At 71.5% G+C, this 26,576-nt stretch carries 25 protein-coding genes; 7 read left to right on the plus strand and 18 right to left on the minus strand.

Translation table 11 applies throughout. The features are described 5' to 3' along the window. The first annotated feature begins 134 nt into the window (after positions 1-134). Positions 135-2,831 carry an ABC transporter permease subunit gene (locus OG496_RS08130; RefSeq protein WP_405970210.1) on the plus strand — a complete coding sequence of 899 codons (2,697 nt, stop codon included), beginning with the start codon at positions 135-137 and terminating at the stop codon, positions 2,829-2,831. Between the two features lie 227 nt (positions 2,832-3,058). Here the strand turns inward: OG496_RS08130 and OG496_RS08135 are convergent, their stop codons facing one another. From OG496_RS08135 to fabG, 5 genes are read right to left on the minus strand one after another with little or no spacing between them, the layout of a single operon-like run. Further along, positions 3,059-3,853 carry a glucose 1-dehydrogenase gene (locus tag OG496_RS08135; RefSeq protein ID WP_366495189.1) on the minus strand — a complete coding sequence of 265 codons (795 nt, stop codon included), beginning with the start codon at positions 3,851-3,853 and terminating at the stop codon, positions 3,059-3,061. A gap of 16 nt (positions 3,854-3,869) precedes the next feature. Then, on the minus strand, positions 3,870-5,078 hold the full coding sequence (locus OG496_RS08140; protein ID WP_405970211.1) for an acetyl-CoA acetyltransferase: 1,209 nt from the start codon (positions 5,076-5,078) through the stop codon (positions 3,870-3,872). Further along, positions 5,075-6,514, minus strand: a complete 1,440-nt coding sequence (locus tag OG496_RS08145) for an OB-fold domain-containing protein (protein ID WP_405970212.1) — start codon at positions 6,512-6,514, stop codon at positions 5,075-5,077. The genes OG496_RS08140 and OG496_RS08145 overlap by 4 nt, the downstream gene beginning before the upstream one ends. Then, a complete protein-coding gene (locus tag OG496_RS08150; protein ID WP_405970213.1) occupies positions 6,514-7,764 on the minus strand; it encodes an acetyl-CoA C-acetyltransferase in 1,251 nt (416 codons plus the stop codon). Before OG496_RS08150 ends, OG496_RS08145 begins: the two co-directional genes overlap by 1 nt. Before the next feature lie 22 nt (positions 7,765-7,786). Continuing rightward, a complete protein-coding gene (gene fabG, locus OG496_RS08155; RefSeq protein ID WP_405970214.1) occupies positions 7,787-8,533 on the minus strand; it encodes a 3-oxoacyl-ACP reductase FabG in 747 nt (248 codons plus the stop codon). Positions 8,534-8,657: 124 nt separating this feature from the next. Here fabG and OG496_RS08160 point away from each other — a divergent pair, with 124 nt between their 5' ends. Continuing rightward, positions 8,658-9,884, plus strand: coding sequence for an acyl-CoA dehydrogenase family protein (locus tag OG496_RS08160; protein ID WP_405970215.1), 1,227 nt, complete (start codon positions 8,658-8,660; stop codon positions 9,882-9,884). A gap of 319 nt (positions 9,885-10,203) precedes the next feature. On the opposite strand, the gene OG496_RS08165 is transcribed toward OG496_RS08160, so the two are convergent. Both OG496_RS08165 and OG496_RS08170 read right to left on the minus strand, forming a co-directional pair. Then, complete coding sequence (locus OG496_RS08165) at positions 10,204-10,779, minus strand: DUF2889 domain-containing protein (protein ID WP_405970216.1); 576 nt, start codon at positions 10,777-10,779, stop codon at positions 10,204-10,206. Next, entirely contained in the window at positions 10,776-11,603 is an 828-nt protein-coding gene (locus OG496_RS08170) for an enoyl-CoA hydratase-related protein (RefSeq protein WP_405970217.1), read from the minus strand. Before OG496_RS08170 ends, OG496_RS08165 begins: the two co-directional genes overlap by 4 nt. Before the next feature lie 155 nt (positions 11,604-11,758). Between OG496_RS08170 and OG496_RS08175 the strand changes: the two genes are divergently transcribed. Continuing rightward, a complete protein-coding gene (locus OG496_RS08175) occupies positions 11,759-12,577 on the plus strand; it encodes a GntR family transcriptional regulator (protein ID WP_366495197.1) in 819 nt (272 codons plus the stop codon). A gap of 114 nt (positions 12,578-12,691) precedes the next feature. Further along, complete coding sequence (locus OG496_RS08180) at positions 12,692-13,873, plus strand: amidohydrolase family protein (RefSeq protein WP_366495198.1); 1,182 nt, start codon at positions 12,692-12,694, stop codon at positions 13,871-13,873. A 71-nt stretch (positions 13,874-13,944) separates the two neighbouring features. Here OG496_RS08180 and OG496_RS08185 read toward each other — a convergent pair whose 3' ends face one another. The 6 genes from OG496_RS08185 to OG496_RS08210 are packed head-to-tail and all read right to left on the minus strand — an operon-like array spanning position 13,945 to position 18,784. After that, a complete protein-coding gene (locus OG496_RS08185) occupies positions 13,945-15,066 on the minus strand; it encodes a serine hydrolase domain-containing protein (protein WP_405970218.1) in 1,122 nt (373 codons plus the stop codon). Continuing rightward, the gene (locus OG496_RS08190) at positions 15,059-16,510 is read right to left on the minus strand and encodes a class I adenylate-forming enzyme family protein (protein ID WP_405970219.1); all 1,452 of its coding nucleotides are present in this window, start codon (positions 16,508-16,510) and stop codon (positions 15,059-15,061) included. The genes OG496_RS08185 and OG496_RS08190 overlap by 8 nt, the downstream gene beginning before the upstream one ends. Before the next feature lie 4 nt (positions 16,511-16,514). Beyond that, positions 16,515-16,937 (minus strand): MaoC/PaaZ C-terminal domain-containing protein, encoded by a 423-nt coding sequence (locus OG496_RS08195; protein ID WP_405970220.1) that lies wholly within the window; start codon positions 16,935-16,937, stop codon positions 16,515-16,517. Then, positions 16,934-17,386: a MaoC family dehydratase N-terminal domain-containing protein gene (locus OG496_RS08200; RefSeq protein ID WP_405970221.1), complete on the minus strand. Its 453-nt coding sequence runs from the start codon at positions 17,384-17,386 to the stop codon at positions 16,934-16,936. The genes OG496_RS08195 and OG496_RS08200 overlap by 4 nt, the downstream gene beginning before the upstream one ends. Before the next feature lie 38 nt (positions 17,387-17,424). Further along, entirely contained in the window at positions 17,425-18,270 is an 846-nt protein-coding gene (locus tag OG496_RS08205; RefSeq protein ID WP_405970222.1) for an enoyl-CoA hydratase-related protein, read from the minus strand. A gap of 4 nt (positions 18,271-18,274) precedes the next feature. After that, positions 18,275-18,784, minus strand: a complete 510-nt coding sequence (locus tag OG496_RS08210) for a PaaI family thioesterase (RefSeq protein ID WP_366495204.1) — start codon at positions 18,782-18,784, stop codon at positions 18,275-18,277. Between the two features lie 146 nt (positions 18,785-18,930). Between OG496_RS08210 and OG496_RS08215 the strand changes: the two genes are divergently transcribed. After that, positions 18,931-20,127 carry a CaiB/BaiF CoA transferase family protein gene (locus tag OG496_RS08215; RefSeq protein ID WP_405970223.1) on the plus strand — a complete coding sequence of 399 codons (1,197 nt, stop codon included), beginning with the start codon at positions 18,931-18,933 and terminating at the stop codon, positions 20,125-20,127. A 4-nt stretch (positions 20,128-20,131) separates the two neighbouring features. Here the strand turns inward: OG496_RS08215 and OG496_RS08220 are convergent, their stop codons facing one another. Genes OG496_RS08220 through OG496_RS08235 form a run of 4 tightly spaced genes read right to left on the minus strand, consistent with a single transcriptional unit; the run spans position 20,132 to position 23,714 of the window. Continuing rightward, on the minus strand, positions 20,132-20,887 hold the full coding sequence (locus tag OG496_RS08220; protein WP_366495206.1) for an SDR family oxidoreductase: 756 nt from the start codon (positions 20,885-20,887) through the stop codon (positions 20,132-20,134). Continuing rightward, on the minus strand, positions 20,887-21,399 hold the full coding sequence (locus tag OG496_RS08225; RefSeq protein ID WP_366495207.1) for a nuclear transport factor 2 family protein: 513 nt from the start codon (positions 21,397-21,399) through the stop codon (positions 20,887-20,889). The genes OG496_RS08220 and OG496_RS08225 overlap by 1 nt, the downstream gene beginning before the upstream one ends. Continuing rightward, on the minus strand, positions 21,396-22,574 hold the full coding sequence (locus OG496_RS08230) for an acyl-CoA dehydrogenase family protein (RefSeq protein WP_405970224.1): 1,179 nt from the start codon (positions 22,572-22,574) through the stop codon (positions 21,396-21,398). The genes OG496_RS08225 and OG496_RS08230 overlap by 4 nt, the downstream gene beginning before the upstream one ends. Before the next feature lie 18 nt (positions 22,575-22,592). After that, positions 22,593-23,714 (minus strand): acyl-CoA dehydrogenase family protein, encoded by a 1,122-nt coding sequence (locus tag OG496_RS08235; RefSeq protein WP_405970225.1) that lies wholly within the window; start codon positions 23,712-23,714, stop codon positions 22,593-22,595. Between the two features lie 107 nt (positions 23,715-23,821). On the opposite strand from OG496_RS08235, the gene OG496_RS08240 reads away from it, so the two are divergent. Both OG496_RS08240 and OG496_RS08245 read left to right on the plus strand, forming a co-directional pair. Continuing rightward, the gene (locus OG496_RS08240; RefSeq protein ID WP_033278467.1) at positions 23,822-24,643 is read left to right on the plus strand and encodes an enoyl-CoA hydratase/isomerase family protein; all 822 of its coding nucleotides are present in this window, start codon (positions 23,822-23,824) and stop codon (positions 24,641-24,643) included. A 25-nt stretch (positions 24,644-24,668) separates the two neighbouring features. Continuing rightward, positions 24,669-25,172 (plus strand): MaoC family dehydratase N-terminal domain-containing protein, encoded by a 504-nt coding sequence (locus OG496_RS08245; RefSeq protein ID WP_366495210.1) that lies wholly within the window; start codon positions 24,669-24,671, stop codon positions 25,170-25,172. On the opposite strand, the gene OG496_RS08250 is transcribed toward OG496_RS08245, so the two are convergent. After that, positions 25,151-26,560: a family 1 glycosylhydrolase gene (locus OG496_RS08250; RefSeq protein WP_405970226.1), complete on the minus strand. Its 1,410-nt coding sequence runs from the start codon at positions 26,558-26,560 to the stop codon at positions 25,151-25,153. The genes OG496_RS08245 and OG496_RS08250 overlap by 22 nt on opposite strands. Positions 26,561-26,576 lie beyond the last annotated feature (16 nt).

Below are 26,576 nucleotides of genomic sequence, written 5' to 3' on the forward strand. Positions count from 1 at the left end.
CGGGGCTCGCGCCCAAAATGGGCGACGTCGAGATGCCGAACAGCATGGGGCGCATTTTTGGGTTAGTGAAGTACTCTCGGCACAATTATTTAAATGAATGCACTGTCTCGTCCCGTGTCTGGGAGGTTCCTCGGATGGACGACGTCCTGCGTTTCGCCCTGCTCGGCCTGGGGCTCGGCGCCCTCTACGCGCTCACCGCGCACGGCATCGTGCTGGTCTACCGGGGCTCCGGCGTCCTGAACTTCGCGCACGGCGCGATCGGGATGGCCGGTGCCTACGTCCAGTGGGAGCTCGCCGTCAACCACGGCGTGCCGTACTGGCCCGCCACCGCGTGCGGTGTGCTCACCTCCGCCGTACTGGGCGTGCTCACCCACCTGTTGGTGATCCGCCCGCTGCGCCGGGCGTCCACCCTGGCCCGGCTGGTCGGCACCCTCGCGGTGTTCATCGTGCTCACCGCGATCGCCGTCAAGCGCTACGGCGACAGCCTGCAGCTGGTGCCGGGGAAGCTGCCCACCCGGCTGCTGACGATCGCCGGGGCGACGGTCTCCGAGGACCGTGTCTGGCTGCTCGGCATCGCGATCGCCGTGACGGCCGTGCTCCATCTCCTGTACCGGCGCACCCTGTTCGGCCTGGGCACCACCGCGGTCGCCGAGAACGAGGGCGCCGCCGCCGCGCTCGGCTGGTCCCCGGACGTGATCGCCGCCGGCAACTGGGCACTGGGCTCCGCGCTCGCGGGGCTCACGGCCATCCTGATCGTGCCGGTGATCGGCCTGTCGGTGACCGGGCTGACCACGCTGCTGCTGAGCGCGCTGGCCGCCGCCCTGGTCGGCAGGTTCTCGTCGTTCCCGATCACGCTGGCGGGCGGGCTGGTCATCGGGGTCGCGCAGTCCGAACTGACGCGCTTCGGCTCGGGTGTCACCGGCCTCGCGTCGTCGGTGCCGTTCCTCTTCATCGCCCTGGTGCTGGTCGCCCGCGGCCGGGCGCTGCCGGTGCGCGGCACGTTCCTCGACCGCCTCCCGGCACTGGGCACCGGCAGGGTGCGCCCCGTCCCGCTCGCGCTGGCCGTCGTGATCGGCCTGGTGCTGGTGAGCCTGTCGACGCCACTGTGGGCCGACGCGATCACCAGCACCCTGGTGCTCTCGCTGATCATCCTGTCGATCATCGTGGTCACCGGTTACGCGGGCCAGGTGTCGCTCGCTGCCTACGCCCTCGCCGGGACCGGCGCCTTCATCGCCGGGCACGCGGCGGCGGACTGGGGATGGCCGTTCGAACTCGCCCTGCTGGCAGGCGTGTTGGGCACCGTACCGATCGGCCTGCTGTTCGCGCTGCCGGCGGTGCGCACCCGCGGGGTCAACCTCGCGATCATCACGCTCGGGCTCGGCACCACCCTGGAGGCGATGGTCTTCCAGAACACCGACCTGTCGACGACACCCGGCAGCGACGGCATCGCGGTGGGCAAGCAGACGCTCTTCGGTATCAGCATCTCCGGGGTCGACCATCCGCAGCGGTACGCCGCCGTGGTCCTGGTCCTGTTCGTCGCCGCCACGCTCGTGGTCGCCAACGTCCGGCGCGGCCGCACCGGCCGCCGGCTCATCGCCGTACGGGCCAACGAACGGGCCGCGGCCGCCCTCGGTATCGACGTCCGCGCGGCCAAGCTCTACGCCTTCGGACTGTCCTCGGCCATCGCCGCGCTCGCCGGCGTACTGACCGGCTTCCGCTCGACGTCGGTGGTGTTCTCCGACTTCGCGAGCTTCGACTCCGTCACCGCGCTCGGGCTCGCCGTCATCGGCGGTGTCGGCTTCCTCGTCGGCCCGCTGTTCGGCGCCACGTTCGCCGCGGGTACGGTCGGCGCCCGGTTCGGGGACCTGGTGGTGCCCGGGCTGAGCGACTGGATGCCGCTGATCGGCGGGATCATCCTGGTGCTGACCCTGGTGGGCAACCAGGACGGCATCGGAAAGGAACTCGGCAAGCAGGCGGCGGGCCTCCGGCACAGGCTGTCCCCGAAGCCCGACACGACCGCACCCGAGCCGGAGACAGCGGCTCTGCCTGACGTCCCCCGCGCCGCACCACTCCCCCTGCATGTCCGGGACCTCACCGTCCGCTACGGCGGTGTCGTCGCCGTCGACGGGCTCTCGCTGGACGTCGAACCGGGCCGGGTGGTGGGCCTCATCGGCCCCAACGGCGCCGGCAAGACCTCCGCCATCGACGCCGTCACCGGCTTCACCCGGGCCGCGGCCGGCAGTGTCCGCCTCGGCGAGCGGAACGTGACCCGGGTGCCGGTGCACCGGCGGGCCGGGGCCGGGCTGAGCCGGTCCTTCCAGTCGCTGGAGCTGTTCGAGGACATGACGGTCCTGGACAACCTCTACGCCGCCTGCGAGCGGCCCGGGCGATGGACCTGGCTCACCGACCTGGTCCGTCCCGGCAGCCGCCCGCTGCCCACCCAAGTACTCGTCGCCGTACGGGAGTTCGGGCTCCAGGACAGTCTGGACCGGCCGGTGGGCGACCTGTCGTACGGCGAGCGGCGGTTGCTGGCGATCGCGCGGGCGGTGGCGACCTCGCCGTCGGTGCTGCTGCTGGACGAACCGGCGGCGGGGCTGTCCGACGACGAGACACGGGAGTTGGCCCAGCTGGTGCGGCGGCTGGCCGAGGACTGGGGCATGGGGGTGCTGCTCGTCGAGCACGACGTCGACATGGTGATGAGCGTCTGCGACCAGGTCGTCGTCCTCGACTTCGGCCGCCGGATCTGCGCCGGCACCCCGGACGAGGTCCGCCGCAATCCGGCGGTCCGGGCGGCCTACCTGGGCGACCTGGAGCCGGAGACGACGGCCTGAGCGCGGCCGCCCGGGCCGAGGCGATGACGTCCACCTCGGCCGGGCCGGCCATCTCCCCCGCCGCGCGGGTTCGGACGGCGAGCGGGCATGACGCGAGCGGCCCGCGGGCTTTCGCGCCGTGGGCCGGTCGCAGGCGATCCGGTGAACGAAGTGGCCGACGCCGACGCGCGGTTGACGGATCGTGTTCGTACGCCGGCGCTCGGAGGTGCGCCCCCTGCGGGACTGCGTCACGCCTCGCGCAGGTCCGCCACGTAGGGCGCGTGGGAGAGCAGTCCGCCGTCGACGCGCAGGGTGTGTCCGGTGACGAAGGCGGACTCGTCGGAGGCGAGGAAGACCACCGCCGACGCGACGTCCTCGGGCCGCCCGAGGCGCGGGGTGAGGTGATGGCGGAGCATCTTCTCGCGGATCGCCCCGTGGGCCGAACCGGCGCTGGCCGGTGTGACGATGAACCCCGGGGCGATGGCGTTGCAGCGCACGCCCTGCTTGCCGTACTGGGTGGCGACGTACTGCGTGAGGTTGATGAGAGCGGCCTTCGAGGCGCCGTAGGCGGGGTTGCGCAGGTCGCCCGCGAGACCGGCGCCGGACGAGGTGTTGATGATCGAGCCGGCGCCGCGGGCGATCATGTGCGGGACGGCGGCCTGGATGGCAACCATGGTGCCGCGCAGGTTGATCCGCATGGTGTCGTCCCAGACCGCCGGGTCGGCCTCCAAGATGGCGAGGTCCTTGCGGGCGGCCAGGTGGGTGGCCGCCGCGTTGTTGTGCAGGACGTCGAGGCCGCCGTAGGTGTCGACTGCCGTGGCCACCATGGCCCGTACGGAGTCGATGTCACCGAGGTCGACGGGGACCGCCGTGGCGGATCCGCCGGCGGCCCGGATCTCCTCCGTGACCGCCTTGGCGCCGTCGAGGTTCAGATCGGCCACGACCGTGTGGGCGCCCTCGGCCGCCACGCGGCGGGCGGTGGCGGCACCGATGCCGGACGCGGCGCCGGTCACGATCGCGATCTTGTCGTCGAGTCGTCCCATGGCTCAACCACCTTTCTCAGTCGGTGAGTTCGCTGCCGACGACCGACACGAACGAGACGCATTCGCCGGGGCCGCCGCCGAGGTTGTGGGTCAGGGCGAGCGAGCGGCCCTCCGCCAGGGACCCGACCGTCCGCTCGGGCGGTGCCTCGCCGCGCAGTTGGAGCCAGGCCTCGAACATCATGCGCAGTCCGGAGGCGCCGATGGGGTGGCCGAAGGCCTTCAGACCGCCGTCCGGGTTGACCGGCAGTGAGCCGTCCAGGTCGAAGGCGCCGCTGGTGACGTCCTTCCATGCCTGTCCTCGCTCGGAGAAGCCCAGGTCCTCCATCAGCACCAACTCCGTTGGTGTGAAGCAGTCGTGGACCTCCGCAAGGGCGAGTTCGGCGCGCGGGTCGATGATGCCCGCCTGCCGGTAGGCCTCCTGGGCCGAGAAGACGACCTCGGGGAAGGTGGTGAAGTCGTAGTCGGGGTCCAGGAGTCCGTCCGCCGGTCCCGCGACGAAGGACAGGGCCTTCACGAAGATCGGCTTGTCGGTGTACCGGTAGGCGTCCTCGGCGCGTACGACGATCGCCGCCGCCGAACCGTCGGAGACCCCCGAGCAGTCGAACACGCCGAGCATGCCCGCGACGATCGGCGCCGACCGGATGCGCTCCAGCGGCACCTCCTTGCGGTACTGGGCGCGGGGGTTGCGGGCGCCGTTGACGTGGTTCTTCCAGGCGATGCGGGTGATGACGTCCTTCAACTCCTCTTCCGCCAGGCCGTACTTGGCCGCGTAGGCGGGGGCGAGGAGGGAGAAGTTCGCCGGGGCGGTGATCTCACCGCGGCTGTCGTCGCCGGCGCCCGGCATCGTGGTGCCTGAGAGCCCGGACATTCCGGAGTCCTTGAGCTTCTCCACGCCGACCGCCATCGCCACGTCGTAGGCGCCGGAGGCGACCGCGTAACAGGCGTTGCGCAGCGCCTCGGAGCCGGTCGCGCACATGTTCTCCAGGCGGGTGACCGGCTTGTACGGCAGGTGCAGCGGGCGGCTCAGGGTCAGTCCGGAGACTCCGGACGCCTGGGTGCCGAGCCAGAACGCGTCGATGTCGTCGAGCGTGATGCCGGCCGAGGTGACCGCCTCGCCCACGGCGTCCACCAGCAGGTCGTCCGCCGAGCGGTTCCAGTGCTCGCCGAAGGGCGTGCAGCCCATGCCGACGATCGCGACCCGGTCGCGGATTCCGTGTGAGCTCATGCGCCTGTCCCCTCGGTCTCGCCGGTGCGTACCGGCCGGGCCTTCCAGAAGTAGTTGTGGACGCCGGCGGCGGTGACCGTGCGCCGGAAGGTCATCTCGACCCGGGCGCCGATGACGGCGTCGGCCTCGGTGGCGTCGGTGAGCTGGCAGCGGAAGCGGCCGCCGCCGTCGTAGTCGACGACCACGACGAGCATCGGCGGGCTCGGTGTGTGGGCCAGCCGGTCCACGGTGAACGTGGCGACCGTGCCCCGGACCTGTTCCATCGGCTCGCCGGTCATGGCGTCGACGCTCCGGCAGGAGACGCACACCCGGTCCGGTGGCAGATGCCGGGTCCCGCACTTCTCGCAACGGGAGGCGACGAAGCCGTACTTCCAGCTGTTGCGGCGGTGCGCGGGCGGGGCGTAGGGCGGCTCGGGGTCCGGGCGCCGGGGCGGTTCACGGTCGAGGAGACCGCGCCAGGAGAGGTAGGTGGCGTACGGCATGGGGGCGCCGCCCGCGGCGATCTGCGCGGCGACCGGGCGGGCGGCACGGTGTGCGGGGAGGGCGTCGGTGGTGCGCAGGAGCAGGACTCCGGCGCCGTCACCAAGCACGACGAGCGCGATGATCCGGCCGGGTTCGGCCCGGTCGAGGACATCGGCGAGGAGCAGACCGGGCTGGGCGGTGCCGGCGTTGCCGATCGCCGCGGTGAGGTCGGCGGTCGCCGCCTCGGGACGTACACCTGAGGTACGACGAACCGTCGCGCACGCGCGCGCGTGCAGGCCGGAGACGATGAGGTGGTCGATGGTGCCCCGGTCCAGGCCCGCCTGGTCGAGGGCGGCGCTCAGCGCCTTGTCCGCGAGGGACACGTAGATCTCCTCGGCGAAGCGCTCCTCCCAGACGCGGGAGGCGGGCGCGCCGGGGAGCCGCCAGCGGTCGAGGATCTCGTCGCTGACCGTGTCGTGGGCGAGCAGCTCCGCGATCACGGGGGCGCCGTTGCGGTGGCCGCCGAAGGCGAACGCAGCCGCTCCGTCGCCGCCCGCGACCTCGTCGCCGCCGCCGGGCAGGCCGGTGCGCAGGTCGGACAGGACCGTCAGGGTCGGCGCCGGGGAGCGGGCGGCGGTGACCAGCGCGCCGAGGCCGGAGCGGACGGAGCCCGCCATGTCGACGGCGAGGACGTGCGGGTCGAGGCCGAGCGCCGCGTGGACGGCGGTCGCGTTCGTCTTGTCGAGGTAGGCGGGCGCGGCGGTGGCGAGGAACAACTGGCCGATGCGGGTGCGCAGTCCGTCCCTGGCCAGCGCGGACCGGGCCGCCTCGACGGCCATCGAGGTGGTGTCCTCGTCGTAGCCCGCGACCGCGCGCGTGCCCCGGGACGGGGTCGTCCCGAGGGTGGCGGCGACGTCGGCGCGGGCGAGGCGGTGGTACGGCACGTAGGCGCCGTATGCGATCAGTCCGGCCATCAGCGTCCTCCATTGGCGTCGGTGGTGTGGGTGGGCCGTTCGAAGACGGCGGCCAGGCCCTGGCCGCCGCCGAGGCACATGGTCTCCAGGCCGAACCGGGCCTGGCGGCGGTCGAGTTCGCGGAGCAGGGTGGCGAGGATGCGTCCGCCGGTGGCGCCGACGGGGTGGCCCAGCGAGATGCCGGAGCCGTTGACGTTGAACCGCTCGAAGTCGGCCTCGGTCAGGGCCCATTCACGGGTGCAGGCGAGTACCTGGGCGGCGAAGGCCTCGTTGAGTTCGATCAGGTCGATGTCGGCGAGTTTCAGCCCCGCGCGGTCAAGTGCCTTGGCCGTGGCGGGTACCGGGCCGATACCCATCGTCTCCGGGGGCACGCCCACGACGGCCCAGGAGACGAGGCGGGCCAGGGGGCGCAGGCCGAGTTCGGCGGCGCGCTCGGGGTGGGTGACGACGCAGAGGGCGGCGCCGTCGTTCTGTCCGCTGGCGTTTCCGGCGGTCACGGTCGCCTCCGTGTCCTGCCGTCCCAGTACGGGGCGCAGGCTCGCGAGTTTCGCCAACGTCGAGTCGGGGCGCGGGTGTTCGTCGGTGTCGACGACCGTCTCGCCCTTCCTGGTCCGCACAGTGACGGGCACGATCTCGTCGGTGAAGCGGCCCTCACGCTGGGCGGCGACCGCCTTCTCGTGGGAGCGCAGAGCGAGTCGGTCCTGCTCCTCGCGAGGGATGGCGTACTCGCGTCGCAGGTTCTCGGCGGTCTCCAACATGCCGCCGGGAACAGGGTGGTTGACGCCCCCGGAGGTGACTCGGCCGCGGGCCAGCCGGTCGTGCAGGGTGGTGCCCGCGCCGCGCACGCCGAAGCGGACGCCGGTGGTGTAGAACTCGGCCTGGCTCATGGACTCGACGCCGCCGGCCAGCACGAGGTCGCTCGCACCGGTCTGCACCTGCATCGCCGCCGTGATGATCGCCTGGAGTCCCGAGCCGCAGCGGCGGTCGATCTGCAGTCCCGGCACCTCCACGGGCAGACCGGCGTCCAGGGCGGCGACGCGGCCGATGGCCGGGGCCTCGCCGTTGGGGTAGCACTGGCCCAGAAGCACGTCGTCGACGGCGGCGGGCGGGATTCCGGTGCGGTCCAGTACGGCGCGTACGACGGCGGCGGCCAACTCGGTCGCCGGCACGTCGCGGAAGACACCTCCGTAGCCACCGACAGGGGTACGCACAGGTTCGCAGATCACCGCGTCACGCAGGAGGGCGGGCATCGGCCATGCCTTTCATGAGGGGTCACATGTACCGGCCGCCGGTCACCTCGACCACGGCTCCGGTGACGTAGCTCGCCATGTCGGAGGCGAGGAAGAGGACGACCCGGGCGACCTCGGCGGGTTCGCCCGCACGGCCCAGGGGGATCTCGGCGAGCTTCGCGTCCCAGGCGGCCGGCGGCATCGCCTCGGTCATGGCGGTGCGGATCAGGCCGGGCTGTACGGCGTTGACGCGGATGCCGGCCTTGGCGAGTTCCTTGGCGGATGCCTTGGTGAGGCCGACGAGTCCGGCCTTGGCGGCGCTGTAGTTCGTCTGGCCGAAGTTGCCGACCTTGCCGGCGATGGACGAGATGTTGACGATGCTGCCGCCGTGTCCGTGCGCGCGCATCGCCTCGGCGGCGTACCGCGTGCCGTTCCAGGCGCCGGTCAGGTGGACGTCGACGACCGCGCGGAAATCGTTCACGGCCATCTTGCGCAGGGTCGCGTCGCGGGTGATCCCGGCGTTGTTGACCATGACGCCGACCGGGCCGAAGGTTTCGGCGCAGTGGGCGACCAGGGCGGCGACCTCGTCCTCGTCGGTGACGTCGCAGCGCAGCGAGGTGGCGGCCACACCGTTCTTGGCGAGGCGTTCGGCGGCGTCCGCCGCGGCGTCCTCGTTGATGTCGCCGAGGACGACGGACGCGCCCGCGGCGCCGAGTACGCCGGCGATCTCGAAGCCGATGCCCTGTGCGCCGCCGGTGATCACCGCGTTGCGGCCGTCCAGCAGTCCCATGTCAGCCCGCCCTTTGGCTCGACGCCATCCCCCGCTATTCCTTCTAAATAGATAACCTATTATGCTGAAACAATCAATACAGCGATCGGCTGGGCGAGCGAGGCCGGGCGAGGAGAGCACACCGGTGGACATCAGCTATCCCGCGGAGACCGAGACGTTCCGCACCGAGGTCAAGGGGTTCCTCGCCGAGGCGTTGCCGCCGGACTGGAAGGGCATCGGCGCCCTCGACGAGGAGGCCGCCTGGGCCTTCGCCCGGGACTGGCGGCGCCTGCTCGCCGAGCACCGCCACCTCTCCCTCACCTGGCCCGAGCGGTATGGCGGCCGGGGCCTGTCCAAGCTCCACCAGGTGGTCCTGATGGAGGAACTGGCCCTGGCCGGTGTGCCGTTCGGGCTGCCGCAGGACACCTTCGGCGTGAAGATGCTGGCCAACACACTGCTGCGCTGGGGCACGGAGGAACAGCGGAGCCACTTCCTGCCCCGCATCCTCAGCGGCGAGGACACCTGGTGCCAGGGGTACTCGGAACCCGACGCGGGCTCGGACCTCGCCTCGCTCACGACACGTGCCGTCCGCGACGGCGACGAGTGGGTGATCGACGGCCAGAAGGTGTGGACGTCCGGCGCCCACCACAGCGACTGGATCTTCGTCCTCGCCCGCACGGACCGCGACGCCCCGAAGCACCGCGGCATCTCCTTCCTCCTCGTCCCGCTGGACCAACCCGGCGTCGAGGTGCGGCCGTTCCGCATGATGAGCGGCCAACTCCACTTCAACGAGGTCTTCTTCAACGGCGCCCGCACCCGCGCCGACCTCGTCGTGGGCGGCGTGGACAACGGCTGGACGGTCGCCCAGAGCCTGTTGGGCGTGGAGCGCGGGGAGGAGGCGGCCACCAACCCGATCCTGTTCCGCGCCGAGGTGGAACGCCTGGTGGAACTGGCCCGCCTGTACGGCAGGGACCAGGATCCGGTCATCCGCCAACGGATCGCCTGGTGCTGGTCCAAGGTCGAGATCATGCGCTACCTCGGCTACCGGATCCTCACCGGCTGGCTCAAGGGCGCGGAGCCCGGCCCCGAGTCCTCGATCGCCAAGCTGTACTGGAGCGAGTACCACACGAAGGTCACCGACCTGGCGATGGACATCATGGGCCTGCACGGCCAAGTGCCGGTAGGCCGACCGCCGTTGCGCACCTACCGCACCGACGACCCCGGCGCCGCGAACTCCTCGGCGTCCTGGTCGACGACGTACCTGATCGCCCGCTCCGGCACGATCTACGCGGGCACGTCACAGGTGCAGCGGAACATCCTCGCGGAGAAGGTGCTGGGGCTGCCGCGCGAGCCGAGGGCGACGGCCGGTTAGGGCCGGTTCGGCGGCGGACCGGGTCACGGTGAACCAGGGCTGCCGCCGTGTCGGCCGGCCCGATGCGGGCCTCGTCGAGAGATCGATGACGACGACGCCGTGGAACAGGTTGTCGTCGAGGTCGCTGCCCCTGCCGTACCGGTCGGGCATCCGCTGGTCGACGGCGGCGTCTTCGCGACGACCCGGCCGAGCCGAACGTGACGTGGATCGGCACCGTCCGAGGGAGACGAGTCCGGCCGGGCGGATTCCGCCTCCGCACAGCCGGCCTCGACCGACCCCGGCTCCGCTTTCGCGGTAGCCGTCCCTCAGTCCCGCCGACTCACTCGCGCGTCTCGAACGTCCCGAGTCCGGGTACCGGGCGCGGCCCGGTCCCGGGGCGCCAGCCCGCGTCCAGCTTGCGCAGGCCCACGCCGTCCGGTGCCCAGATGTGGCAGCTGTTCAGGACACCGGCCGTGGCGCGGGGGCCGTTCGCGGGCTCGCCGGCGTCACGGCGGCGCGCGTTGGCGGACATGGCCGCCTGCACCACTGCGGGTCCGAGTACCCGGGCCAGTTCGTAGAGGTGGGAGCAGCCCAGGACTCCGCGGAACCGCTCCTGGATCGCCCGGTTGTAGCCGGCGGTGACGCCGAGGCCGATCAGGCTGTCGAAGACCGGGGTGATGAACGGGCACTCGGCGTGCGGAAACGTCAGCATGTCGGCGTCGGCGGCCACGATGGTCATGTCCGCGAGGCGGACCCGCACCGCCAGCACCATCCGGTGGATGTCGGCGACCGCCGGCTCGGCCCACGGCCGCTCGTCCCGCAGCTCCGCCTCGACCGAGATCTCCGCGCCGCCGGGTTCCTGGTGGGCGGTGACGGTGATGGTCCGGCGGTGCAGCGGGAGTTCGGCGCGGCTCACGACGAGGCCTCCACCGGCTCCGAGGCGTTCTCCCCCAGCCCGGCGAACTCCGGCTGTCGGCGTTCGATGAAGCTGCGCACGCCCTCGCGGTAGTCCGGGGCGCGTTTCGCCGTGGCCAGCAGCGCGGCGGCGGTGTCGCGGCTCTCGGTGAAGCTTCTCGCCTGGTCGTCGGCGAGCTGCCGTTTGATGAGGGACATCGCGTACGGGCTGGCCGAGCGGGCCAGTTCCGTGGCGTACGCGAGGGCCGCCGGGAGCAGTTCCCCCGGCTCGACGAGACGGTTGACCAGGCCCATCGCCTCCGCCTCCGTGCCAGTGATCCGGCGTGAGGACAGCAGCAGGTCGCTCGCGTTCCCGTAGCCGACGAGCCGGGGCAGGAGCCACGAGACGCCGTCCTCGGCCACCAGGCCGCGCGCGCTGAACGCGGCGGCGAACTTGGCGCCCGGTACGGCGAACCGCACGTCGCACATCAGCGCCTGGTTGAAGCCGATACCGGCGCAGGCGCCGTTGACGGCCGCCACCAGGGGCTTGGGGAACGACATGGGCCGGGTGCGCGGCGGCAGCCGGTCGGTCGGCCACGGGCGTGCACCGGAGGACGCCCCGTCCAGCACGCTCATGTCCATGCCCGGGCAGAAGCTGCGTCCCGCGCCGGTGAGGACGACGGCCCGTACCGCCGGGTCCGCCTCGGCGCGGTCGAACAGCTCGTTGTAGAGCAGCTCCATCTCCAGCGTCCAGGCGTTGTGCCGCTCGGGCCGGTTCAGGGTGAGCAGCATGACCCCGTCGCCGGTCAGCTCGCTGAGGATCACCGGGTCCGCATGCTCGTTCATCGAGGTCACTCCCAGAGCCCGCGTTGGGTTTATAGCTAGATGAATCATCTATATACCCAACCATGGCCCGGGCACCAGATCGGGTCCCGCCGAGAGAAGATCACCCAACCCTTGACCTGGTACCCTCGATGCACTAAGACGATTCATTTTGCTATATGACGGAGGAGCCCGCCGTGGCCGAGGCAGCCCGCGCAGAAACGCCAACCGTGCCCGTCCCCACGCGTGCCCGCGTCGGACGTCAGGTGCGTGTCCCGAAGACCGCCGAGCTGGTCGCCGCGGAGCTGCGCCGCCAGATCGTACGGGGCGAGCTGAAGCCCGGCGACGCCCTGCCGCCGGAGTCGGGGCTGATGGAGCAGTTCGGCATCTCGCGGCCGACGCTGCGCGAGGCGTTCCGCGTCCTGGAGTCGGAGTCGCTGATCACGGTGCGGCGCGGCGCGCACGGCGGCGCCCGGGTGAGCGCGCCGGACTCCGACGTCGCGGCCCGCTTCGCCGGCCTGATCCTCGAATACCGCGGCGCCACCCTGGGCGACGTCTACCGCGCCGCGGCCGTCATCGAGCCGCCGTGCGTGCGCCAACTGGCCGCCAAGCACACGGCGGACGACATCAAGCGGCTGCGGGACGCGGTGGCGGCCGAGAAGACCGTCCTGGACGACCCGCTGAGCCTGGTCGACGCCCAGGACACCTTCCACGCCCTGCTGGTCGAGCTGACCGGCAACCAGACGCTGATCCTCCTGTGCGGCATGCTGCGCAACATCATCGACCGGGCCAACGCCTCGTACACCGCGGCCGCAACCGACGCGGCGACCCAGAAGGCACAGGCCCTCAAGGGGCACCGGGCCCATGTGCGCCTGGTCGGGCTGATCGAGTCCGGCAAGGCCGACGAGGCCGAGAAGCTGTGGCAGCGCCACATCAGCGGCGCCGACGACGTGGTGAACGGGGCCGGCCCCAAGACGGTGCTCGAACTCATCGACTGACCGGGCGGACCGAGGACCATCGAGCCGTTCTCACCCTCACCCCTTGCGTCTCCGAAACAGTTAGATAATTATAGGAGGCGTACTGAATAGATCTGGGGTCCGGAGGCGACGGGCATGGCCGAACAGCGCAAGCGCATCTTCGACTGCGACCAGCACATGTACGAGGAACGGGACTCCTTCACCCGCTACCTCCCGAAGGAGTTCCTCGGCCAGGCGGTGGCCCCGGTGACACTCCCGGACGGCCGCGAGGTCATCCTCGCCGGGGACCGGATCGTGGTCTGCCTGGAGCCGGAGTTCGGGCAGGTCTACCGGCCCGGTTCACTCAAGGAGATGCTCAAGGCGATGGCCTCGGGCAACCCCGACGAGACGTACCAGTTCGAGCCGATGCACGAGTCGTACCAGAACCGCGAGGCCCGGCTCCGCGTCATGGACGAGCAGGGCCTGGACCAGACGATCATCTACCCGGGCGGCTGGGCACTGGTCGCCGAGGAGTACGTGCAGGGCGTCGAGCCGCTCTACGCCAACTACCACTCGTTCAACCGCTATATGAACGAGGTGTGGGGCTTCAACCACCAGGACCGCATCTACTCCCCCGCGCTGCTGTCCCTGCGCGACCTGGACAGCGCGGTCAAGGAGTTGGAGTACGTCCTGGAGCGGGGCGCCCGGTTCATCATGCTGCCGACCGGGCCGCAGTACGGCCGCTCGCCGGGCGACCCCTACTTCGACCCGTTCTGGAAACTGGTCAACGAGGCCAAGGCCAGCGTCTGTTACCACATCAGCGAGTTCTACTACAACTCGAACGTCGCCCCTGCCTGGGGTCACGACGCGAGCCCGATCCACTTCCGGATGTCCGCGTGGCAGTGGATGAACACCTACGGCCAGCGCCCCATCGAGGAGACGCTGTCCGCGCTGATCTTCGACAACCTCTTCGAGCGCTTCCCCGACATCAACGTCCTGGTCTCCGAGTTCGGCGCCGAGTGGGTGCCCCACTTCGTCCGGCACATGGACAAGAGCCGCGGCATGGGCCGCAACGGCCCCTGGATCGGCGGCCAGTTGGCGGAGCGCCCCAGCCAGGTGTTCCGCAAGCACATCCGTGTGGTGCCCTACCCGGAGGACGACATCCCGAGCCTGGTCAAGCGCCTCGGCTACCACGAGTCGATCGTGATGGGCTCGGACTTCCCGCACGCGGAGGGCATCGCCAACCCGGCCGACTACCGCAAGCTCCTCGCGGAACTCGACGAGTCGGTCCAGGACGACATCATGTACAACAACGCGCAGCAGCTGATCAGCCGTTGAGCGCGTGACGGTCCAACAGGGCGGGCCCGGTACCGATTTCGGTACCGGGCCCGTTCCCGTTCGACGGTGGCTCAGACGAGGTCTGCGGCGAGGTTCGCCAGGTTGGTGAGCAGCGCCGTGCCCCGCCGGGAGTGGTCGTAGCCGGCGAGCGGGTAGCCGTTGCTCAGGCAGGCGAAGGACAGGCCGGACTCCGGGTCCATGAAGCCGAGTTGGTACGCGGCTCCCGCGCTGCCGAAGAGCGACGGCGAGCCGGTGGAGGGCAGTTGGCTGCCTGCGTCGGAGCCCGCCACGGTCACGAACAGTCCCATGCTGGTACGTCGGCTGCCGCCGCCCCCGTAGATCTGCTCCCCGTACGGAAGTTGGGTCAGCCGGATCCGGGTGCCCTCCGCCACCGCCTCCGGCTTCCACAGGCCCGAGTACTCCAACGCCTGGAAGTACAGGGCGACATCGGCGGCGGTGGCGACCAGTGCGTGACTGGGTTCGCCGGCCGCCAGGACACGGGGGTCGGCGAGGTACCAGGGTCCCCAGGGGTCGGGTTCCTGGGTGTCGTCGGTGCGGTCGGTGGCGGTCATCGGGGCGACGGTGCCGGGCTGTCGGTCGACGGGGACGCCGAGTTCGATCGAGGTGAGGCCCAGCGGCCGGGCGATCCGCTCGTGGAGGTAGTCGGCGAAGGGCAGCCCCGTGCGCCGTTCGACGATCTCGGCGATCAGCCAGGCGGCGGCGGTGAGATGGAACTGGAAGCGGGTGCCGGGCGGGGTGTCGAGCCGCCAGCGCCCGAAGGCGGCGAGCCGTTGCTCGCGGTCCAGCATCTTCGGGTAGCCGAGGGGCGCGAAGGGGAAGCCGGCGGTGTGCGTGAGCACCTGCTCGACGGTCACCGTCTCCTTCCCGTTCGGCGCGAACTCCGGGATGATCGCGGCGACTTGCTCGTCCAGGTGCAGGAGTCCCTCACCGAGCAGCTTCCACACGACACCGGCGACGATCGACCGCCCGACGGACTGCAGGACGTATCGGGTGTCCGGACCGGCATCCCCCCAGGTCTCGAACGCCACCAGGCGACCACCGCGGGCGACGGCGACCTGTGCGGACGGAAACGGCCCGTGTTCGACCTCCAGCCGGATCCGGCGCAGCAGGACGTCCAGCCGGTGCGGGTCCACCCCCACGCTCTCCGGGTCGACGACGGAGTGGTCAGTCATGTGCTCCTCCTTGGCCGGGCTCGCGCAGCCGACGCCGTACGACCTTGCCGTTGGCGTTGCGCGGCAGGTCGTCCACGAACCACCAGCGGACGGGGACCTTGAACCCGGACAGCCGGGCGCGGGCATGCGCCCTGAGCGACGCCGGTTCCGGTGGGGCGTCGGGGTCGGCCGGTACGACGAAGGCGACGACGGTCTGGCCGAGCCGTTCGTCGGGCGCGCCCGTGACCGCCACGTCCGCGACGCCGGGGTGCGCGGCCAGGACGGTCTCGACCTCCAGCGGGTGGACGTTCTCACCGCCCCGGATGATCATGTCGGTGCCGCGGCCATACAGGTAGAGGTAGCCGTCCTCGGCCACGCGGCCCAAGTCCCCGCTGTGCAGCCAGCCTTCGGCGTCGATCCGGAAGAAGTGGTCGGCGCGGGCGTGGATCTCGCCGACGCCGTCCGGTCCGGTGTCCCGCACCCGCAGCTCGACCCCGGGGGCGGGTCGCCCCACGGACCGCAGCAGTTCCGTCCGGCCGGCGACCGCCTCCCGGTGGTCCTCGGGGGTGAGCACGCTGATGGGCGAGCCCTCGGTCTGCCCGAACATGTTGAGCATGCGGACACCGGGCATCGCCTCGTACGTCCGCCGCAGGGTGCCGGGGCGGACGGGCGCGCCACCGTACTGGAGGACCCGCAGCGTCTCGTGGTGCGCCTGGCCCGCCGTCAGCAAGGTCTCCAGCATCGCCGGGACCATGCTGGTGTGGGTGGCGCCGAGTGCGCGCAGCTGGGCCCAGCCCTCGACGGTGAAGCGGGGCAGGCCGGTGATCAGCGCGCCCGCGGCGAGGGCGACGGCGATGTTGCCGAGGCCGGCGATGTGGTGGAAGGGGGCGCTGCCCCCGTAGAAGCTGTCCGGATCGAGCGCGCAGAGGCGGCCGTTGACGCGGGCGCGGGCGGCCAGGCGGCGTTGCGTCATGCGGACGGGTTTGGGGAGGCCTGTCGTGCCTGAGGTGTGCAGGACGGCGGCGAGGTCGTCCGGCTCGGCGGTCAACGGCCTTGTGCTCGGGCGGAGTTCGGGGACGACGACGGCGCGGCGGCCGGACAGCCGGGCGACCTGCTCGCCGAGTTCGGCGAACTCGGGTTGCGCGACGAGGAGTTGGGCTCCGGACGCCTCGACCACGGCCGCGATCTCGTACGGCGTCATCCGGACCCCGAGCGGGGCGAGCGGGTGACCGGATCCGGCACCGCCGATGACGAGCGCGAGGGCGTCGGCGGAAGTGGCGGCGAGGGCGGGTACCGGGGCGCCGGGGGCGAGGCCGAGGGTGTCCAGCCAGTCGGCGGCACCTGCCGCCCGGTCGAGGAGTTCGTGTCCGGTCCAGGTGAGGTCCCCGAACCGGACGGCGGGACGGGAGTGGTCATAGGCGGCGACCAACGCCGCCGTCCAGGTCAACTCCTGTTCGCCGCCCACCGGTTCAGGGCTCCAGTAGGGCCGAAGCGGTGCCGGTGACCACCTCGGCACCGTCCTGGGTGACGGTGCGCAGTGAGAAGTGGGCGACCGGGCCGTCCGGTGTGTCCTCCACCGACTCGACGGTCGTCGTGGCGGTCAGGGTGTCGCCGGGCCACACCTGGGCCTTGAAGCGCACCCCGAAGGTCAGCAGTGCCTCGACGCCGACCCAGTCGGTCAGGACCCGTCCCGTCATGCCCATCGTGAGCATCCCGTGGGCGAAGACGCCGGGGTAGCCCGCGACCTCGGTGGCGAACCTCTCGTCGGTGTGCAGCGGGTTGAAGTCGCCCGACGCGCCCGCGTATTGGACGATCCGGGTGCGCTTCAGGTCGTCGACCAGCACGCTCTCGCGCGTCTCACCGACCTTGACGTCGTCGACGCTCAGGCTCATCGGGCGTCCTTCCTGGTCGCGGGGCCCTCGGGTACGACGGCCACGGTGCGGGCGCTGACGACCGGTTCGCCGTCGGCGTCCCGGTACTCGGTGATGCGCTCACTGAACAGCAGCCGGCCGGTGCGGCCCTGCTTCTCCCAGCTGCGTCCGGCGACGGTGGTGGCGTACAGGGTCTCCCCCGCGCGCACCGGCCGGTGGTACTCGAAGTGCTGCTCGGCGTGCAGCCCGCCACCGCCCTCGGGCATCACGCCGGGCCCGGCGCCTGACCCGAACCACTCCTCGCCAGGCTTGGGCCGCAGCCGGTAGTCGGGGTCGTGGTGGGCGCTCGCCATGGTGAAGGTGGGCGGCGCGAGCGCGCTCTCGGCGGCGTAGGCCGGGTTCTCGTCGCCGATGGCCCGGGCGAACATCAGGATGTGCCCGGCCTCGACGGGGAAAGGCTGCCCTGTCATCTTCCTTCTCCTCGGTCAGTACGGCAGGAACGCGTCTGTCAGTACGGCAGGAACGCGTCGCGGGTGGCCTCGTCCGGGTCGAAGTCCGGGGGCAGTCCCTCGAACTTGGGCTCCCGTTTCTCCACGAAGCTGGCCACCCCTTCGCGGAAGTCCGGTGAGCCCGCGAAGAACTCCATGGCGGAGTAGGAGCGGGCGAGCGCTTCGGTGAAGGGCCGGTCGAGGTCGCCGTAGACCTGGTGGCGTACGACGGCCATGGCGCGCGGTGAGCAGTTGCGGGCGATGTCGCGGGCATAGGCGCGGGCCGCGTCGAGCAGGTCTTCGGGCTCCACGACCCGGCTGACGAGGCCGAGTTGCTTCGCCTCGTCGGCGTCGAAGACGCGGCCGGACAGGAGGAGGTCGAGGGCGTTCTCCAGGCCGACGACGCGGGGCAGCACGTAGGGGAGGTTGTACTCGCCGGCGAGGCCGCGGCGGGTGAAGGCCGTGGTGAAACGCGCCCCGCGGGCGGCGAAGCGCACGTCGCAGATCAGGGCCTGGACGAGTCCGATGCCCGCGCAGGCGCCGTTGACGGCCGCGACGAGCGGCTTGGGCATGTTCCGCCTGCTGTACATGGGCACGCGGGCGTGGAGGTTGAGGGACTGGCCCGGCTGTGCGTTCTGCTCCAGCCGCTGGACGTCCATGCCGGGGCAGAACGCCCGGCCGGCGCCGGTGACGATCACGACGCGGACGGCGGGGTCGGCGGCGGCCTCGTCCAGGAGGGCGAAGAAGCGGCGCTCCATGGGGAGGCTCCACGCGTTCTTGCGCTCGGGCCGGTTGAGGGTGACGGTGGCGACACCGTCCTCGTCGACCTCGTACAGCACCAGGTCCCGGTCGGGTTCGTCGGGCATCGCGTCACTCCTCGGTCAGCGGTTCGATGGCGTCGATGGGTTGGACGGGTTCGCCGACGCCCGGCCGCTCGCCGGAGATCGTCACCACCACCTGCCCCCGGGCGCAGACGATCCCGTCGGTCATCACGTCGACGTCGGCGAAGTGCAGCCGGCGGCCCCGGCGGACGCAGCGGGCGTAGGCGACGGCCTCCCGGCCGCGGGCGGGTGCGAGGTACTGCACCGACATCGAGACGGTGCTGAGCCGGCTGCCCTTCTGGAAGTCGTGCCCGGCGATCACGGCGCCCGCGCCCGCGGTGTCGATGAGCGCGGAGAGCACTCCGCCGTGGAAGACGCCTTCGTGGGCGGTGAGTTGCTCGGCGTAAGGAAGGACGACCTCGACGCCGTCGGGGTCCCAGCGGACCATGCGCAGCCGACAGAGGCGGTTGAACGCGACGCCGCGCTCCCAGCGGGCCCGGAACCACTCGCGGCGTTCGCGCTGTTCCTGGTCGGTGAGGGGTCTCGCCGCGACGGTCATCCGCACGCCCTCCGGTCTCGGCCGGTCAGCCGATCCATATAGTTACATGAATTGGATAGTTGAAGCAATCACACGGGGCGCAGCCAGGGCGCTAGATGTATTATTTATATAACTCATTCGATGCCTGTGAACAGAGGGAGACCTCGATGCCGTCGACCGCCCTGGCCGGGATCCGCGTCCTCGACCTGTCCCGCATCCTCGCGGCCCCGCTGGCCACCCAGATGCTGGCCGACCTCGGCGCGGAGGTCATCAAGGTCGAGCGGCCCGGAACCGGCGACGACTCACGGACGTACGGTCCGCCGTTCGCCCCCGGCACGGACACCGCGGCCTTCTACCTCTCCTGCAACCGCAACAAGCAGTCCGTCACCGTCAACCACGCCACCGCCGAGGGGCAGGAGTTGATCCGTTCCCTCGCCGCCCGCTCTGACGTCCTGGTCGAGAACTTCCGCGCGGGGACGCTGGCGAAGTACGGCCTCGACCACGAGAGCCTGCTGGCGCTCAACCCGCGCCTGGTCTACCTGTCGGTCACCGGCTTCGGCCAGACCGGCCCGTACGCCCAACGGCCTGGCTACGACGGGATCTTCCAGGCCATGTCCGGGATGATGAGTGTCTCCGGCCATCCCGACGAGCCGATGAAGGTCGGGGTCAGCATGGTCGACATCCTCACCGGCCTGTACGCCGCCACGGCCGTCCTGGCGGCGCTGCGGCACCGGGACGCCACCGGGGAGGGCCAGTTCGTCGACCTCTCCCTGCTGGACTGCGGGCTGGCCTCGCTGTCGCACTTCGCGATGAACTACCTGGTCTCCGGGGAGGTTCCGCGCCGGCGCGGCAACGGCGGCTACGGCGGAATCCCCTCCCAGGCCTTCGACTGCGCGGACAAGCCGCTCTTCCTCGTCGCGGGCAACGACAAGCAGTTCGCCGCGTTCTGCGCGGCGGCCGACCGCACCGACCTGCTCCAGGACCCCCGGTTCGCCACGACCTCCGCCCGGATCACCCACCGGGAGGAGATCCTGCCGGTGCTCGAAGGCATCATGCGGACCCGGACCCGGGACGACTGGCTGGCCCTGCTGGACCAACACGACGTGCCGGCGGGCCCGTTCAACGAGATGCCCGAGGTCTTCGCCGACCCCCAGATCCGGCACCGGGGGATGCTGGTCGAGGTCGAGGATCCGGTGTCGGGCCGACTGCCGCTGCTCGCGAATCCGATACGGCTCACGGCGACCCCGGTCGAGGGCTACGCCCCGCCGCCCGCGCTGGGCGAGCACACCGCCGAAGTCCTGTGCGGGCTCGCTGGAGTGACGGAGGATCAGCTCGCGGGACTGCGCGCGCGGGGTGTCGTGTGACGCCTTACCCGATCAGGGTCCGGCCGCCCTCCAACATCAGTGTCGCGCCCGTCAGATACGCCATGTCGTCGCTCACCAGCGCGGCCACCGCCCGGCCGATGTCCGCCTCCGGGGCGCCGAGCCGGCCCAGCGGGATCTCGCGGGCGAGTTCCTCCGCCTTCTGCGGATGCGCGGCCAGATAGTCCTCCGCCGCCGGGCTGAGCGCGGCCGGGCAGACGACGTTCACCCGGATCCCGTACCGCCCCCACTCCCGCGCGGCGACCCTGCTCAGCCCACGGATCGCCTCCTTGGCCATGGCGTAGGCCGCGAAGGTCGCCTCGCCCTGCACCGCGGCCGAGGAACCGAGGTTCACGACACTTCCGCGGCTCTCCTTCAGGTGGGGCAGGGCTGCCTGCATCGCGTGGAAGACGGCCAACGGCCCGCTGCGGTAGGTGAGTTCGACATCGTCGTACGACGTCTTCTCCAGCCGTCGCTGCACCGAGGACTGGGCGTTGTTGACGAGTACGTCGAGGCCGCCGAACTCCCGTACCGTCTCGGCCACCATCCGGTCGACGTCGTCCCGCTCCCCCACGTCCCCGACCACGGTGTAGGCCCGCCCGCCGCGCTCGGCGATCTCCCCGGCGGTGTCCTTCAGCTTGGCCTCGGTCCGACCCGTGATCACAACGGCCGCGCCCTCCACGGCCAGGGCGAGCGCGATGCCGCGGCCCACGCCCTGTCCTCCGCCGGTGACCAACGCCGTCCTGCCTGACAACCGTGCCATCACGTCTCCTTCCAGAAGGTCGTCCATGTGGGGAAGGCGTCGGGGAGTGCCGGTTCTCCCGCGCCCTCCCAGCCCTTGAAGCCCACCGCCTGGGGGCGGTCGGTCACGTCGGCCGCGTACCAGTGCTGTTCGCGGCGCCGGGAGAAGTACCAGTCGCCGTCCACGCGCGCGTAGTCGTCGAAGTAGCAGATCGCCATCACGATCCACCGGTCCCCGACCTCGTGCTCGGCGCGGCAGTAGACCGCGCCGGTCGCGGTGTCGCGGCCGGTGAACTCGACGCGGTGGCCGCAGATTTGGTGCACCGACCGGTGGAAACCGCGCACCAGTGGCTCGATGTGCTGCCGCAGGACCTGTCGCCCCCGGCCGTGGCGCCCCATGTCCACGTCGGGGCGGAAGCAGCCCACCCATGCGTCGAGGTCGCGGGAGTCCACGGCCAGGGCGTAGCGGATGGGCAGTTGCTGGATGGCCTGGTGCGACTCGATGCGGTCGAGGCGGTCCTCGATTGAGGTCATGGCCGCGGCTCCCTAGGCAGACCGAGGACCAGTTCCCCGATGATGTTGCGCTGGATCTCGCTGGAACCGCCGTAGATCGTCTCCGCGAGGGAGAGCAGGAACGAGCGCTGCCGGGTGTCGAGTTCGTAGTCCTCGCCGACGATCTGTCCGGCGGGCCCGGCCAACTCCATGGCCAGGTGGCCGAGTTGCTGGTGGCGGGTCGAGGCGTAGAGCTTCGCCGTGGTGGCCTGGGCGCCTGGTGTGCGGCCCGCGGTCAGTTCGGCGATGGTCCGCAGGTTGGTGGTGCGCATGATGCGTACGGAGATCCAGGCGTCCAGGATCCGGCGGCGCAGCATGGGGTCGTCGAGGGCACCGCGTGCGCGGGCCAGGTCGATCAGTGCCTCGGCCTCCCGCTCGAAGCCGAGTTGCTGGGGCAGCAGGGTCGTGCCGCGTTCGATGCCGAGCGTGGCCATCGCCGTGCGCCAGCCCTGACCGACCTCCCCTACGGCCATGTCCGCGCCGGTACGCGCGTCGGAGAGGAACACCTCGGCGAACTCGTCCTGGCCTGCGAGGTTGCGGATGGGGCGGATCTCCACACCCGGCTGGTCGGTGGGGAGGAGCAGTAGCGTCAGGCCTTTGTGGCGCCGGGAGTCGGGGTCGGTGCGGGTGAGGACGTAGAGCCAGTCGGCGTGGACGCCGAACGAGGTCCACACCTTCTGGCCGTTGACCACCCACTGGCCGCCGTCGCGCTCGGCGCGCGTGCGGACGGACGCCAGGTCGGAGCCCGCGCCGGGCTCGCTGAAGCCCTGCCCCCACAGTTCCTCGACGGCGAGGATCGGTGGCAGGAAGCGCTTCTTCTGGGCCTCGTCGCCCATCGCGAGGAGCATCGGGCCGAGCAGGTCGAGGGCGTTGACGGTGGCGCGGTACGGGGCGTTCACGCGGGCGTACTCGTACTCGAAGACGATCTCCTCCAGGAGTCCGAGTCCGCGTCCGCCGTACTCCTTGGGCCAGCCCACGCCCAGCCAGTTCCCGGCCGACAGCTCGCGGTCCCAGGCGAGGCGTACGTCCCAGGCCGCGCCGTCGGTGGGGCCGCCCACGCCCCGGTGCTCGGCGAACTCCCCCAGGAGGTGGTCCGCGAACCAGTCCCGCAGTTCGTCGCGGAAGTCGCGTACGGCGGGCCCGAAATCCACTTCCATGTCTGCCTCTCCTGGGTGTCAGATGCCGAGCCGGGCGGCGAGCAGTTCCCGGTGGTACGCCGGTGTGCCGAGCAGCACCTCGGAGCTCTTGGCCCGCTTCAGGTAGAGGTGCGCGGGGTGCTCCCAGGTGAAGCCGATGCCGCCATGGACCTGGATGGTGTCGCCGGCGACCTTGGTGAACGCCTCGGAGCAGAAGGCCTGGGCGAGGGCCGCCGCGACGGCGATCTCCGTCTCGTCACCGGCGTCCAGGGCCCACAGTCCGGCGTACGCGGCCGAGCGGGCGGACTCGATCTCGACGAGCATGTCGGCGCACTTGTGCTTGATGCCCTGGAACGAGCCGATGGGGCGGCCGTACTGCTCGCGGATCTTGGCGTACGCCACCGACGCGTCCAGGGCCGCCGCCGCGGCCCCGACCTGTTCGGCGGCCAGCAGCACGGAGGCCGTGGCGAGGGTGCGTTCGAGCGCGGGCCAGGCCGCGCCCTCGGTGCCCAGCAGACGGGCGGGGGTGTCCGTGAAGGTGACACGGGCCTGCTTGCGGGTCTGGTCGAGGGTGGGGAGGGGGGTGCGGGTGAGGCCCGGGGCCTCGGCGGTCGTGACCGCGAAGAGGCTGATGCCCGCGGGGGTGCGGGCGACGACCAGGAGCAGGTCGGCGAGGTGTCCGTCGGGAACGTAGGTCTTCGTGCCCGTGAGCCGCCAACTGCCCGCTTCCTCACGGGCGGTGAGCCGGATGCCCGGCTCGTCCCAGCGCCCGTCGTCCTCGGTGAGGGCGAGCGTGGCCACCGTCTCGCCGGAGGCGATGCCCGGGAGGAGATCGGCGCGGGCGGCCTCGTCGTCGCAGCGCAGCAGCGCCTCGGCGGCCAGGGCTACGGTGGCGAAGTACGGGGCGCACAGCAGGGCGCGGCCCGTCTCCTCGAAGACGACGCCGAGGTCGACGTAGCCGAAGCCGGAGCCGCCGTACTCCTCCGGTACGGCGAGTCCTTGCAGTCCGATCTCCGTGGCCATCCGCCGCCAGATCCACGGGTCGTGTCCGTGCGGGTCGGCGGCCAGCCGGCGCACGTCGGCCTCGGTGGCGTGCCGGGTGAGGAACGACCGTACGACCGTGCGCAGTTCGTCCTGTTCCTCGCTGAAGGTGAGATCCATGCCGAGCTTCCCGTCCTCGGTGCGCCCGTGTGCCGGGCGCTTGCCGCCCGCCTCTCGATACAGTTAGATAATTATAGTATCCGCACTGAATACACCAGGAGCGCGACGTGACCGATCCCTACGCCCCGTTCACGAGCCTGACCTTCGAGCGGCCCGCGCCCGGTGTGCTGCGCATCGTGCTCGACGCGCCGAACCTCAACGCCGTCGATCCGCGCATGCACGGCGAGCTGGCCGACGTCTGGCCCGTCATCGACCGGGACGAGGAGACCCGCGCGGTGCTGGTCCAGGGGGCCGGCAAGGCGTTCTCGGCCGGCGGGACCTTCGACTCCATCGAGGCCATGACCGAGGACTACGCCGTGCGCGCCCGGACGATGCGGGAGGCCCGGGACATGGTCTACGGGGTGATCAACTGCTCGAAGCCGGTGGTCTCGGCGATCCACGGCCCGGCGGTCGGCGCGGGCCTGGTCGTCGGCATGCTGGCGGACATCTCGATCGCCGGACGCAGGGCGAAGATCGTCGACGGGCACACCCGGCTCGGGGTGGCGGCCGGTGACCACGCGGCGATCTGCTGGCCGCTGCTGTGCGGGATGGCCAAGGCCAAGTACTACCTGCTGACCTGCGAGGCACTGACCGGCGAGGAGGCCGAGCGGATCGGCCTGGTGTCGAAGTGCGTGGACGACGAGGACGTGCACGCCGAGGGGCTGCGGGTCGCGACCCTGCTGGCCGCCGGGCCCGCCAGCGCGCTGAGCTGGACCAAGCGGTCCCTCAACCACTGGTACCGCACGGCCCAGCCGCTCTTCGAGGCCTCGCTGGGGCTGGAGTTCTTCGGGTTCGGCGGGCACGAGGTCGTCGAGGGACTCGCCGCCCACCGCGAGAAGCGCGCCCCGGACTTCGAGGGCGTCGGCGGCAAGCACCCGATCGACCTGTGACCCACGGACGCACGAGGAGCCCACGATGACGGCAGAGCCCACCACCGCCACCGAAATCCCCCCGCTGGTAAGGGGGTTGACCTACGAGGACATGCCGGTCGGGCAGGTCTTCCGTACCGCCCGCCGCACCGTCACCGAGACCGATCTCGTCAACTTCGTCACCTGGGGCGGCTTCAACGAGCCGCTCTTCTGGGACGCCTCGCACGCGGCCGACGGCGGCTACAGCGGGCGGCTGGTGCCGGGCGCGCTGACGTACTGCATCGCCGAGGGACTCGTCCTGCAGACGAACGTGCTGCACGGCACGGGTCTGGCCTTCCTGCACATGGAACTGACCGTGCGGGGACCGGTGTACGTCGGCGACACGCTGTACGCCGTCGTGGAGACCACCGACTGCCGCCCGTCCAGCAAGCCCGGCCGGGGCGTGGTGACGAGCCGCATCACCGTACGCAACCAGCGGGACGAGGACGTGCTCGTCTACACGCCGGTGCGGCTGATCCGGGGCAGGGACTACGAGGCCCCGACGCGGTGATCCCCGGGGCCGGGCGGAACCAGGGTCAGCCCGGCCGCCGGACCCGGACCCTCGGGGCCCGCGAAGGCTCCCGCCCGCAGCCAGTCCGAGGGCATCGGCGGGCGCGGCGGGGGCTCGTGGTCGGGGACGGCCATCGCGTAGAGGCGGGTGTAGCGGAACTTCGCCTCCAGGTTGTCGAGCACCGACCAGTACTCGTAGCCGCAGACGTCCACACCGCGCTCGATCACCCGGGCCAGCCAGGACAGCCGGGCGCGCAGCAGGGAGCGGCGGCGGGCGTCGTCGCTGTGGCCGGTCTCGTCGACGAGGTCCAGGTCGCCCATGCCGTTGTCGACGACGGACAGCGGCGGCAGCACGTCGCCGTAGAGGTCGTGGAGGTCCGCGACGGCGTCGGCCAGGCCCTCGGGGAGGATGGGCCAGCCGTACGCCGTCGTCTCCACGTCGTCGAAGGGGACGACCGCGAAGCCCAGGCCGACGAGGAGGCGGTTGACCTCGTTGAGCCTGCTCTGGCACTTGTCGGCCGGCAGCGCGCGGGCGAGGTTCTCCGGTGCGGTGACGCGGAACGGGGTGTGCCAGGACAGGCCGAGCAGGTCCTGCGGGGTGGCGATGACGTCCAGGTCCCCGGAGCGTACACAGCCGGTGTCCTCGATCGGTGAGACGTCGTCCTCGGTCACCATGTGCTCGCCGAGCAGCAGGGGGTCGAGGAAGAGCCGGTTGGTCCAGCTCAGCAGGCGGTCCAGGGCGAGCCGGTCGAAGGGGTCCTCGGTGGCCGCGTAGCCGCCGACGAGGGTGACCGTGGTCCCGATCCGGCCGCCGACGCCCGCCGCCCGGAGCGCGCGGGTCGCGAGTCCGTTGGCGAGCAGGATGTGGTGGACCGCGGGCAGGCCGGCGCGGCCGATGCCGCGGCCCGGGGTGTACATGCCGGCCACGTGGTCGGCGAGGGTGGGGCCCGCCAGGTCGGTGGAGGTGATCCAGCGGGTCACGCGGTCGCCGTAGCGGCGGCCCAACTCTGCGGCGTAGGCGGCGAAGTGCTCGGTTGTGTCGCGCTCCAGCCAGCCCCCGCCGTCCTCCAGCCAGGGTGGCAGCGACCGGTCGAACAGGGTGAGGCAGGGGCGCAGGCCGAGGGCGAGCAGGGAGTCGAGTTCGCGGTCGCAGCGGTCCAGGGCCGCGCGGTCCCAGCTGCCGGGGCCGTCGGGCTGGAGCAGTGGCCACCCGGCGACCATCCGGTGCGTGTCGGGCGTGACGCCGACGAGCTGCCGGATGTCGTCGGTCCACTGCCTGAAGTGCCCCGCGCGTTCCGGAGGGGGCGGCGGCGGGGCCGCGATGGCGTCCGCGGTGGCGACTCCCCAGTCGACACCGTGGAAAGACTCCTGCAGGAAACCATCGCTCATGGTCACCGTCCCGGGC

Origin of the sequence: Streptomyces sp. NBC_00988 (assembly GCF_045162645.1) — a bacterium.
In the GTDB taxonomy this organism is placed as follows: Bacteria; Actinomycetota; Actinomycetes; order Streptomycetales; family Streptomycetaceae; genus Streptomyces.